General features: G+C 68.7%; 8 protein-coding genes and 2 tRNA genes. All 10 read left to right on the top strand.

Annotation, left to right across the window (positions count from 1 at the left end; genetic code table 11):
• Positions 1–17 precede the first annotated feature (17 nt).
• The 10 genes from J2850_RS11420 to egtB all read left to right on the top strand — a co-directional run bounded on the left by J2850_RS11420 (position 18) and on the right by egtB (position 11,830).
• Positions 18–1,967 (top strand): polysaccharide biosynthesis protein, encoded by a 1,950-nt coding sequence (locus tag J2850_RS11420; RefSeq protein WP_209981670.1) that lies wholly within the window; start codon positions 18–20, stop codon positions 1,965–1,967.
• A 151-nt stretch (positions 1,968–2,118) separates the two neighbouring features.
• A tRNA-Thr gene (locus J2850_RS11425) sits at positions 2,119–2,193 on the top strand.
• 36 nt (positions 2,194–2,229) lie between these two features.
• Positions 2,230–2,304 (top strand) — tRNA-Thr (locus J2850_RS11430).
• Positions 2,305–2,444: 140 nt separating this feature from the next.
• Positions 2,445–3,521 (top strand): chorismate synthase, encoded by a 1,077-nt coding sequence (aroC, locus tag J2850_RS11435; RefSeq protein ID WP_209981672.1) that lies wholly within the window; start codon positions 2,445–2,447, stop codon positions 3,519–3,521.
• A gap of 175 nt (positions 3,522–3,696) precedes the next feature.
• A complete protein-coding gene (locus J2850_RS11440) occupies positions 3,697–4,896 on the top strand; it encodes an AAA family ATPase (RefSeq protein WP_209981674.1) in 1,200 nt (399 codons plus the stop codon).
• A gap of 78 nt (positions 4,897–4,974) precedes the next feature.
• The gene (locus J2850_RS11445; RefSeq protein ID WP_209981676.1) at positions 4,975–5,631 is read left to right on the top strand and encodes a hypothetical protein; all 657 of its coding nucleotides are present in this window, start codon (positions 4,975–4,977) and stop codon (positions 5,629–5,631) included.
• 48 nt (positions 5,632–5,679) lie between these two features.
• Positions 5,680–7,863: a ribonuclease R gene (gene rnr / locus J2850_RS11450; RefSeq protein ID WP_209981678.1), complete on the top strand. Its 2,184-nt coding sequence runs from the start codon at positions 5,680–5,682 to the stop codon at positions 7,861–7,863.
• Positions 7,864–8,242: 379 nt separating this feature from the next.
• A complete protein-coding gene (locus J2850_RS11455; RefSeq protein ID WP_246512986.1) occupies positions 8,243–9,817 on the top strand; it encodes a S41 family peptidase in 1,575 nt (524 codons plus the stop codon).
• A gap of 189 nt (positions 9,818–10,006) precedes the next feature.
• On the top strand, positions 10,007–10,174 hold the full coding sequence (gene rpmG / locus J2850_RS11460) for a 50S ribosomal protein L33 (protein ID WP_012974790.1): 168 nt from the start codon (positions 10,007–10,009) through the stop codon (positions 10,172–10,174).
• Positions 10,175–10,426: 252 nt separating this feature from the next.
• On the top strand, positions 10,427–11,830 hold the full coding sequence (gene egtB, locus J2850_RS11465) for an ergothioneine biosynthesis protein EgtB (protein ID WP_209981680.1): 1,404 nt from the start codon (positions 10,427–10,429) through the stop codon (positions 11,828–11,830).

The following is an 11,830-nucleotide window of genomic DNA, read 5'->3' on the forward strand; positions in this document are numbered from 1 at the left end:
CAACAGGGTTCAGCGGCATGCGTATCCCGTCCGCGCGGGCGTTCTTGGTGTTCCTGCATGATCTGGTGATGACCGGGATCGCCCTGGTCGTCGCCCTCTACCTGCGGGTGGGCGGTTCAACCTTTCCCTTGTATTCCGAGGCGCTGACGATCGCCCTGCCGGTGCTGGTGGCACTGTCGGCGCTGGTCTTCGTGCTGTTCGGGCTGTACCGCGGCATCTGGCGCTATGCCTCCATCCCCGACCTGATCCAGGTGGTGCGCGCGGTCACCGTGGCGGTGCTGTGCTTCGTGCTGACGATGTTCCTGCTGACGCGGGCGGAACTGCTGCCGCGCTCGCTGCCGCCGATCCTGTGGCTGGTGCAGATGCTGCTGCTGGGCGGCCCGCGCTTTGCCTACCGCTTCATGAAGGACCGGCGCTTCAGTTGGGCCGAGGCGGTGGAAGGGGTGCCGCGCATCCCCGTGCTGCTGCTGGGCGTCGGCGATGCCGCGGAGCTGTTCATCCGCTCGCTCGACCAGCCCGGCCAGTCGGCCTACCGGGTGGTGGGCCTTCTCGACGAGAAGGGCCGGCGGGTCGGCCATGCCGTGCGCGGCGTTCCGGTGCTGGGCGGACCCGACGATCTGGAACAGGTGGTCAGCACGCTGGAGCGCAAGGGCGAGCGGCCGCAGCGGCTGATCGTCACCAAGCCGACCGGCGAGATCAAGGGACCGGACCTGCGCACCCTGCTCGACCGGGCGGAGGCGCTGGGGCTGGTGCTGTCGCGGCTGCCGAGCCTCACCGAGTTCAAGTCGGCGCTCGGCGAGGGCAAGGGCATCGACGTGCGGCCGATCGCGCTGGAGGACCTGCTGGGCCGGCCGCAGGCGGCGCTGGACCGCGGCGCCATCTCCGGCCTGGTCGGCGGCCGGCGGGTGATCGTCACCGGCGGCGGCGGCACCATCGGCAGCGAACTGGTCCGCCAGATCGCGGCGCTGGGGCCCGAGCGGCTGATCCTGCTCGATGCCGGGGAGTTCAACCTCTACAGCATCGAGATGGAGGTGCGGGAGCGCTTCCCCGCCCTGGACGTCCGCGCGGTCATCGCCGACGTGCGCGACCGCGACCGCATCCTGCGCCTGTTCCAGGAGGAACGTCCGGCCCTGGTCTTCCATGCCGCCGCCCTGAAGCATGTGCCGCTGGTCGAGGCCAATCCCTGCGAAGGGGTGCTGACCAACGTCGTCGGCACCCGCAACGTCGCCGACGCGGCGCGCGGCGCCGGCTGCCTGGCCATGGTGCTGATCTCAACCGACAAGGCCATCCGGCCGACCAGCGTCATGGGCGCGGCCAAGCGCTTCGCCGAGACCTATTGCCAGGCACTCGACGTGCTGCCAGCCCGCGAGGCGGGGGAGACGGCGACCCGCTACATGACCGTCCGCTTCGGCAACGTGCTGGGCTCCTCCGGATCGGTGGTCCCGCTCTTCACCCGCCAGCTCGCCAAGGGCGGGCCGCTGACCGTCACCCACCCCGAGATGCGCCGCTACTTCATGACGGTGCGCGAGGCGGTGGAGCTGGTGCTGCAGGCGTCCGCCCACGGCGTGACGCGGACCGAGGACCGCGGCAAGATCCTGGTGCTGGACATGGGCGAGCCGGTGAAGATCGCCGACCTTGCCCGCCAGATGATCCGGCTGGCCGGCTACCGCCCCGGGGTCGACATCGAGATCGCCTACACCGGCCTGCGCCCCGGTGAGAAGCTGTTCGAGGAAATCCTGACCGCCGCCGAGGCGCCGAGCCGCACCGAGGCCGACGGCGTCTTCCTCGCCTCCCCCCGCCTGATCGACTACGCGCTGGTCAACCGCGCCGTCGGCGAGGTGGAGGCGGCGGCCCGTGCCGGTGACGGCGAGCGGGTGCTGGCGATCCTCGGCACCGTGGTTCCCGACTTCCGCGCCGAGGCCGTGCTGCCCCCGGCCGAGGCGCAGATCCAGGGCACGGGAGCGTGAAACCAGCCGCGGAAAAAAAGTGGCGGCGGGGGTGACTTTAAGCGCTTGCATCCCCGAAAAGCCTGTGGCATAACCCGCGCCACTTCGGGGGGGCGGCCAGCCTGGACGCCTCACCCGGACGCATCGCCCAGGCGATGATCGGTCTTTCGGGGCTGCCGTAGCTCAGTGGTAGAGCACTCCCTTGGTAAGGGAGAGGTCGAGAGTTCAATCCTCTCTGGCAGCACCATTCCTCCGATCCCCGCCCCGGAACGGGCAACCGGTCGCTGCCGTAGCTCAGTGGTAGAGCACTCCCTTGGTAAGGGAGAGGTCGAGAGTTCAATCCTCTCTGGCAGCACCATTCCCCTTTAAAAATTCCCTCCGAGAATCCCCGCCGGCGATCCGACGACGATCGGCGCATCGCTTCCTTGACCTTGCCGCCGAAAGGCCGCAAGAAACGGCGCCGCCCTGCAAAGGCGGATCGTCTTGGGAGGATGTCTCATGGCCGGCAACAGCTTCGGCACGCTTTTCCGCTTCACCACCTGGGGTGAAAGCCACGGCCCGGCCATCGGCGTCGTCGTCGACGGCTGCCCGTCGCTGCTCGACCTTGCGGAAGCGGACATCCAGCCCTGGATGGACAAGCGCCGGCCCGGCCAGTCGCGCTACACCACCCAGCGCCAGGAGCCGGATCAGGTGAAGATCCTGTCGGGGGTGTTCGAGGGCAGGACCACCGGCACCCCGATCTCACTGCTGATCGAGAACACCGACCAGCGGTCCAAGGACTACAGCGACATAGCATCCAAGTTCCGGCCCGGCCATGCCGACTACACCTATTGGGAAAAATACGGCATCCGCGACTATCGCGGCGGCGGCCGCTCCTCGGCACGGGAGACCGCCTGCCGCGTCGCCGCCGGCGCTGTGGCCCGCAAGGTCCTGGGAAGCGCCATCCAGGTGCGCGGCGCGCTGGTGCAGATCGGCCCGCACAAGGTCGACCGCAGCCGCTGGGACTGGGCCGAGACCGGCAACAACCCCTTCTTCTGCCCCGACCCCGTCGCCGCCGGCGAATGGGCCGCCTACCTCGACGGCATCCGCAAGAACGGCTCCTCGGTCGGGGCAGTGGTGGAGGTGGTGGCCTCGGGCGTGCCGGTGGGGCTGGGCGACCCGCTCTACGACAAGCTGGACAGCGATCTCGCCCGCGCGATGATGACCATCAACGCGGTGAAGGGCGTCGAGATCGGCAACGGCTTCGCCGCCGCGGAGCTGACCGGCGAGCAGAATGCCGACGAGATGCGCATGGGCCCGGACGGGCGGCCGCAGTTCCTGTCGAACCAGGCCGGCGGCATCCTGGGCGGCATCTCCTCCGGCGAGGATGTCGTCGTCCGCTTCGCGGTGAAGCCGACCAGTTCGATCCTGACGCCGCGCCGGACCGTCGACACCCAGGGCCACGACGCCGACATCCTGACCAAGGGCCGCCACGATCCCTGCGTCGGCATCCGGGCGGTGCCGGTCGGCGAGGCGATGATGGCCTGCGTGCTCGCCGACCACCTGCTGCGCCGGCGCGCCGAGCGGCGGGAGTGACGGCGGCGATGGAAGGGAGGCCTAGCCCTCCCCGGTTTCGGCACCGATAGCGACCTTAGCGGTTTATAGGGAATAGTTGCTATAAGTCCCTAAGGTCGCTTGACCTGCGGCTTGCGCGATCGGAGGCCGCAAATTATAGTGGTTTTGCACTATAATTCCCTAAGATCGCTTGATCATGGATCCGGTCAGAAACCCGTACGCCCCTGGCGCCGGCACACCTCCCCCCGAACTTGCCGGGAGAGCGGACATCATCGTGTCCGGGAAGACGGCGCTGCAAAGAACTGCCGCCGGCAAACCTACGCAGAGCCAGATCCTGGTCGGGTTGCGGGGCGTCGGGAAAACCGTCCTGCTTAATAAGCTGAATGACGATGCGGAAACGCTGAACTACAAGACGGCATTCATCGAAGCGCGGGAGGGCGCCTCCCTTCCGGAACTGCTGGCGCCCAGCCTGAGATCCATACTTTACACACTGAGTATGGTGGAAAACGCCCGCGAGAAGGCGCGGCGCGGCCTCATGGGATTGAAGGGCTTCCTGAACGGCCTGCGGGTCACAATCAGTGAAGTCGAATTCGGCATCAGCATCGACAGTGAAGCCGGACTGGCCGACAGCGGGAACATCGAAGCCGATCTTCCGGTCTTGATTGCCACCATCGGCGAAGCGGCCAAGGCCGCCGGGCGACCCGTCGCGCTGTTCGTGGACGAGATGCAGTATCTGGCGTCGAGCGAGTTCAGCGCCCTCATCATGTCCATCCACCGCATCAACCAGAAGCAGCTCCCATTCATGCTGATCGGCGCTGGACTTCCACAGATCCGGGCCTTGGCTGGCAATTCCAAATCCTATTCAGAACGCCTGTTCAGGTTTCCGGAAATCGGCGCACTGGGCACGGAAGAGGCGATCCAGGCGATCGAAAAGCCGGCAATTGCCGAGGGAGTAACATTCGACAGACGTGCAATCGAAAAAATCCTGCACATTACCGAGCGTTATCCTTATTTCCTGCAACAATGGGCTTATGAGTCCTGGAACGTTGCCGATGGCAACGCCATCAGCCTGGCAGACGTCGAGAAAGCGAGCGGGCCGGCAATAGATGAACTGGACCAGAGCTTCTTCAAAGTCCGGTTTGATCGCTGCACTCCCGCCGAGAGGAAATACATGCGCGCGCTTGCCGAACTCGGGCGGGGCAAGCACAGGTCGGGGGACATCGCGGAGAAACTGGGCGTAAAAGTCACTTCAGTTGCACCCACTCGAAATTCGCTGATAAGGAAGGGAATGATCTATTCTCCATCCCATGGAGATACGGCATTCACCGTTCCTTTGTTCGACGAATATATGAAACGTGCGCTGCCAGATTTTCCTATTGCGGCGGATGACGAATAGCGCTCCAACATTGCCATTGCCGAGCGGCTCACCTGCATTTCCAACAGGGGCGCAACATCGATGACGAGAGCAAGCGGAATGGACGGACTGCGCCATGTCCTCTCCTTCACGGCCTTGAGTGGCGCCTTGCTGTTTCTCGCCAGCGGTCCGGCGACTGCCGGCGCTCCGGCCCGGCAGCCCCTGCCGGCGCCGCCCGGCGGCCGGCCCTTCCTGGAATACGACGAGAGCTTCAAGGCCTGGAAGCTCTACTGCCAGATCTGGCCGGCGACCCGGCAGGTCGAGTGCGAACTGTCGACCCGCGGGGTCAATGACCGGACGGCGCGTCTGGTCTGGCTGCGATCGACCGAGCGCTGGCGCCAGGGGCTGCGCTTCCGTGTCGCCGCCGACTCGCTGGACCTCGACAAGCTGGTGCGCATCTGGGCGGCCCGCGCGGTGTTCAAGCCGGACGCCCCCTGCCGGCCCTATCGGCTGGAAACCAACACCTGCGCCGTCGAGGATCCCGATATCAACCGCCGCATGGTCGAGACGATAGCCCCGGCGCCCGAAGTGTCGATCGTCGGCCAGTCGCCGGCCGGCGAGAAGACGGAGGTACGCTACGCGCTGGCCGGCTTCCGCGAGGCGGTGGAGCGCAGCGACGCCCTGCGCGCGATGGCCGGCAGGCCATGGGCGACCAGCCGCGACGATGCCGGCCGCGATGATGCCGGCCGCGATGATGCCGGCCGCGGCGGCGATTGATCCCCATATAGCCGTTTCCAAGACAAGAACCGACGGACTCCCCGCCCCGTGAGCCAAAGCCGCTTCCCCAGCAAGGACGAGGTCCTCTCCTTCATAAGGTCCAGCACGACCCCGGTCGGCAAGCGCGAGATCGCCCGTGCCTTCAAGCTGTCGGGCTCCGCCGACCGCGAGGCGCTGAAGGACCTGCTGCGCGACCTGGAGGCCGACGGCGTGGTCGAGCGCGGGCGCAACAAGCGGATGGCGCCGCCGCAGGCGCTGCCGGAGGTTGCCGTCTTGCTGGTCACCGCCGTCGATGCCGACGGCGAGTTGTCAGCCCGGCCGCTCACCTGGACCGGCGAGGGAGAGCCGCCCCGCATCTTCGTGCTGCCTGAAGGCAACAAGGGGCGCAAACAGGATCACAAGCCTCACGGCGACGGCCGGGCGCTTGGCGTCGGCGACACCCTGCTGGCCAGGCTGGCCCGCCTCAACGACCGCCTGTACCAGGCGCGGGTGATCCGCCGCATCGACGGCGAACGCGAGGGGCGCATCCTCGGCGTCTACCGGCCGAGCGCGGACGGCGGACGGATCGTTCCCACCGACCGCCGCCACAAGACCGAGTTCCTGGTGCTGCCGCCCAACCGCGGCGGGGCGGAGGCCGGCGACCTCGTCTTCGCCGACCTGCTGCCGGCCGGCCGCGCCGGACAACCGCAGGCCCGCGTCGTCGAGCGTCTCGGCTCCACCGAAGAACCGCGCGCCTTCAGCCTGATCGCCATCCATGCCCACGGGCTGCCCACCGCCTTCTCCCATGCCGCCCTGCGCGAGGCGGAACTGGCGGCCGTGCCGGCGCTGATGCAGCGCGAGGATCTTCGGGCGTTGCCTTTGGTCACCATCGACGGCGCCGACGCCCGCGACTTCGACGACGCGGTGTGGGCCGAGGCGGATGCCGACCCCGCGAACGCCGGGGGCTGGCACCTGGTGGTCGCCATCGCCGACGTGTCCTACTACGTCCGCCCCGGCTCTGCGCTCGACCAGGCTGCCTACGAGCGCGGCAATTCGGTGTATTTCCCGGACCGTGTCGTCCCGATGCTGCCGGAGGCGCTGTCGAACGGCCTGTGCTCGCTGCGGCCGGGCGAGGACCGCGCCTGCCTGGCCTTCCATCTGTGGATCGACCGCCGCGGCGTGCTGGTCCGGCACCGGCTGGTGCGCGGCCTCATGCGCTCGGTCGCCCGGCTGACCTACGAGCAGGTGCAGGACTGCCGTGACGGCCGGACGGACGAGGCGACCGCGCCATTGGCCGATCCGGTGATCGCCCCGCTCTACGGCGCGTACGCCTGCCTCGCCGCCGCCCGCGCACGGCGCGGCACCCTGGAGCTCGACCTGCCGGAACGGCGCGTGCGCATCGACGAGCGCGGCCGGGTCGCGGAGATCGCCGCACGGGAACGCCACGACAGCCATCGCCTGATCGAGGAGTTCATGATCGCCGCCAACGTCGCGGCGGCGGAGGTTCTGGAGACGCGCACCATGCCCGGCCTCTACCGCGTCCACGACCGGCCGTCGATGGACAAGATGGAAGCGCTGCGCGGCTTCCTGGCGGAGATCGGCCACCCTCTGGCCAAGGGCACCGACCTGACGCCGGAGCATTTCACCCGCATCCTGCGCAAGGTGGAAGGCACCTCGCAAGCGCCGCTGGTCAGCGAGGTGATCCTGCGCGCCCAGGCCCAGGCCGCCTACAGCCCGGACAACATCGGCCATTTCGGACTGGCCCTGCACCGCTACGCCCACTTCACTTCGCCGATCCGCCGCTATGCCGACCTGATCGTCCACCGCGCGCTGATCCGCACGCTGGGCCTCGGCGTCGGCGGGCTCGACGACGAGGCGCTGGGCCGGCTGCCGGAGATCGGCGAGCACCTGTCCGACACCGAGCGCCGCGCCGCCGCGGCCGAGCGCGACGCCGTCGACCGCTACACCGCCGCCTTCCTCGCCGACCGGGTGGGAGAGCGCTTCAGCGGCCGCATTTCCGGGGTCAGCCGCTTCGGCCTGTTCGTCCGCCTGGACGAAAGCGGGGCCGACGGGCTGGTCCCGGCCAGCAGCCTGCCCGACGACCGTTACGACCATGACGAGGCGGCGCATGCGCTGGTCGGGCAGCGGTCCGGGCGGGTCTTCCGCCTCAGCAACCCCGTCCGCGTGATCCTGGTCGAAGCCGACCCGCTCAGCGGCAGCACCCTCTTCCGCTTGGCCGAGTCGGCGGCCTGAGCCGCCCCGCACAGGCGTGGCCGATCGGCCACGCCTGTGCGGGGCGGCAAAAAGCCTGCCGGTCCATGGCACGACTCCGGGGCACGGCGAACCCGGGAACGGCGATGCCACACCGGTGTGACGGCCCAGACACAGCTTCGTACAATCCTCATCGGAGAGGGCGCGCACACCAATTTTGTCCCGTCCGGCAACCAAACGAAGGTGCTATTTCTTATCCATCCGGGATCGGGAACGATCTCCACCGGTCCGGTTGCAGGAAAGGGAGGGCGTGGTCCGCCCCATGGCAAAGTGCGATCTCAGCGCGCCGTTTCGCCCGTCGCCCGCTCGCAACCCGGCCCTTCCCGGTTGGGCACAGCGACTTCACCGGTCGTTCCGCAATTTGCCCCGCACCCTGGCCCGCCGCTCGGTCCACCAGCTTCCCGCAGCGGCTCTGCTCGCCATCGCCACCTCCGGCCTCGCCTTCGCCGGACCGTCTCGCGCGCTGACAGCCACCCCGGCCCCCGACCCCGTCAGCGAACAGGTCTTCGCCGTCGGCTTCGGCAAGATCGCCGAGGTGTACCTTGATCCGGTGGACTTCGACCGCCTGGGCATGGATGGGCTGAAGGGACTGGCCGGCATCGATTCCGCCGTCACCGTCGAGCGGGCGAGCACCACCGTACGCCTGTACGTCTCCGGTGCGCTGGCCGCGGAGTACGGCATCGCCGGACCGACCGATGCCGGCGGCTGGGCGGCACTGACCACGCGCGTCATCGACCGCGCCCGCCTCTACTCGCCGGCCCTCGCCAAGGCGACGCCGGAGCGCCTCTATCAGGTGGTGTTCGACGGCGTCACCGCCGACCTTGACGGCTACTCCCGCTACACCGGCGTCCAGCGCGCCACCAACGAACGCGCGCAGCGCGAAGGCTACGGCGGAATCGGCATCACGCTGGACATCGTCAACGGCCGCACCCTCGTGCATGAGGTGATGCCGCACAGCCCGGCCGACCGCGCCGGCCTCGCGGAGGGCGACCAGCTCCTGGCGATCGACGGCGAGCTGACCGGCCGCGTCAGCAATGCCGACCTGCGCGAACGCCTGCGCGGCCCGACCGGAACCCTCATCACCCTGACCACCGCACGGGACGGCGGCGCACCGCGCAAACTGCTGCTGCGGCGCGAGCGCGTGGTTCCCAACACGGTCACCTATTCGCTTTCCGGCGACGTCGGCATCGTGAAGCTGGACCGCTTCAACGCCACGACCGCTTCGGGCCTGCGCGGCGCGGTCGTCGCCATGCGCCAGTCGGCCGGCACCGCCCTGCACGGCATGGTGCTGGATCTGCGCGGCAATCCCGGCGGGCTGCTCGATCAGGCTGTGGCGGTCGCCGACCTGTTCATCCGGCGCGGTCGCATCATCTCCACCGAGGGGCGGAACCCGGAGAGCCGCCAGCGCTTCGACGCCAATCCCGACGACGTCCTCGAAGGGCTGCCGCTGGTGGTGTTGGTCGACGGCCGCTCCGCCTCCTCCGCGGAGGTGGTGGCATCGGCCCTGCAGGATTCCGGTCGGGCGGTGGTGGTCGGGGCCTCCAGCTATGGCAAGGGCAGCGTCCAGACCGTCACGCGTCTGCCCAACGACGGCGAGCTGTTCCTGACCTGGAGCCGCATCTACACGCCCGCCGGCTACACGCTGCACCGCCAGGGCGTGCAGCCGACCGTCTGCACCAGCCGCGCCGGCCAGACCGATCCGGAGGCCCTGCTCTCCGACTTGCGCGAGGGCCGCTTGCGGCCGGCGCAGATCGCGAGCTGGCGCTCGAAGGCGGCCGACGACGAGACGGCGCTGAACAGCCTGCGTGAGACCTGCCCCTGGAAGGAACATGAGCCGGAGCTGGACCTGAAGGTCGCGAAGCGGCTTTTGGCCGAGCCGGGGCTGTACCAGCGGGCGGTCGCCATGGCCGTGGTCAACACGGTCGCGGAACGCTGACGGGCATGTTCCACCGTTGCCCCGAGGCACGCGTCCGGGCGCCGGACGACCGCCTGGGGCAATGGTGGGGCGCCTGTTGCGACGGCAGCCCATAGGGCTTGACATCGCGGCGCCAGTCAGTATCTTCCGCCGCTACGACGCCGCCCCGCCGGGCCGGCGGGGCACGGATTTTTTGTCGGGATCGAGATCATGGCCAAGCAGAACACCGTCCTCATCAAGCTGGTGAGCACGGCAGACACCGGTTTCTTCTACGTCAAGAAGAAGAACCCGAAGAAGACCACCGAGAAGCTGTCGTTCCGCAAGTACGACCCGGTGGCGCGCAAGCACGTCGAGTTCAAGGAAGCCAAGATCAAGTAAGGCTTGCCCGACAGTTCGTCGCGCTTCTGAAGAACAAGGCCGCCTTCCGGGCGGCCTTTTCGTTTTCGCGACCGGCAGGCGCCCGCGATCCGTCCACACGGGATCTTGCAACGGACGGACCGGGACTGCCGCGGCAATCGGTCGCTCCCGCACAATTGCGGTCACTCCAACACCACGGATGCGTGCATTCCAATCGCTGCCGGCCGGGCGGACAATCTCCGATGGTTCACCGCCTTACCGGAGGGAACGCCCGTGCCTGACACGCATCCCATCCCCCTCGCCGGCCCGTCAGACGGCTCCCTGTCCAACGCCGAGCGCCGGCTGACCCTCGCCACACGCTTCCAGAAGACGCGCGCGCGCACGGCGGAACTGGTCGCCCCATTGTCGGCCGAAGACCTGATGGTGCAGACCACGCCCGACGGCGCACCGCCGAAATGGCACCTCGCCCACACAAGCTGGCTGTTCGAGGCGGCGCTCCTCATCCCCTTCAACCCCGCCTATCGCCCGTGCGATCCGGTGTTCCTCGACCTGTTCAGCGGGCGCGTCGACCACAGGACGCCGCTGGGCCGCCTGCTGTCGCGCCCGACGACCGCCGAGATCATGCGCTACCGCGACCAGATCAATGCCGCGGTGCTGCATCTGATCGACCAGATGGACGAGCGGTTGTGGGATGCGGTGGAACCGGTCCTGGCAATGGCCATCGCCCATGAGCGCCGCCATCAGGAGCGCATGCTTCTGCACATCAAGCATGCCCTGTGGTCCAATCCGCTTCGTCCCGCCTATGAACCGGCACCCGACCAGCCGCCCCCCGGCGCGCCGCCGGACGAATGGATCGACCGGGACGGCGGGCTCGTGGAGATCGGACGGCCGCTTCCTCTGCCCGGCTTCGACCACGAGGGGCCACGCCACCGCGTCTGGGTCGATCCGTTCCGGCTCGCCGCCCGGCCGGTGACCTGCGCCGAGTATCTCGCCTTCATCGACGCAGGCGGATATGGCGACCGCGATCTCTGGATGACCGACGGCTGGGCCATGGCGCGGGCCGAAGGCTGGAGCGCCCCGCTCTACTGGGAGCGCAGCGGCGATCCGGCCGACGGCGCCGGCGGCTGGCGGATCTTCACTCTCTACGGCGTGCGTCCGCTGGATCCCGACGAGCCGGTCTGCCATGTGAGCTGGTACGAGGCCGACGCCTATGCCCGCTGGGCCGGCAAGCGCCTCCCGACGGAGGCCGAATGGGAAACCGTGGCCGCCGGCCCGAGCCATGGTGGCCTCGGCGACCAGTCGGATGGGCTGTCGGGTGGCCAGTCGGGTGGCCATGCGGGCACCCATTCCGGCGATCATCTGGGCAATCTGCTGGGCACCGGCTGGCGCCACCCGCGTCCCAGTGCCTGTCATGGCTCCGGTCCCTGGCAGATGTGCGGGGACGTGTGGGAATGGACGTGCGACGCCTTCACCCTCTATCCCGGCTATCGCCGGCCCGATGGCCCGGACGAGGCGGTCCGGGGCCGGCTGGCCGTCAACCGCATGGTGCTGCGCGGCGGAAGCTGCCTCACGCCCTTCGACCATGCCGGTCCCTGGACGCGCCATGGCCTCCGGCCGGGAACCCGCCAATCCGTGACGGGAATAAGGCTGGCGGAGGACCGCCGGGCGGCGGCCTGA

This window comes from Azospirillum picis (assembly GCF_017876115.1).
GTDB lineage: Bacteria > Pseudomonadota > Alphaproteobacteria > Azospirillales > Azospirillaceae > Azospirillum > Azospirillum picis.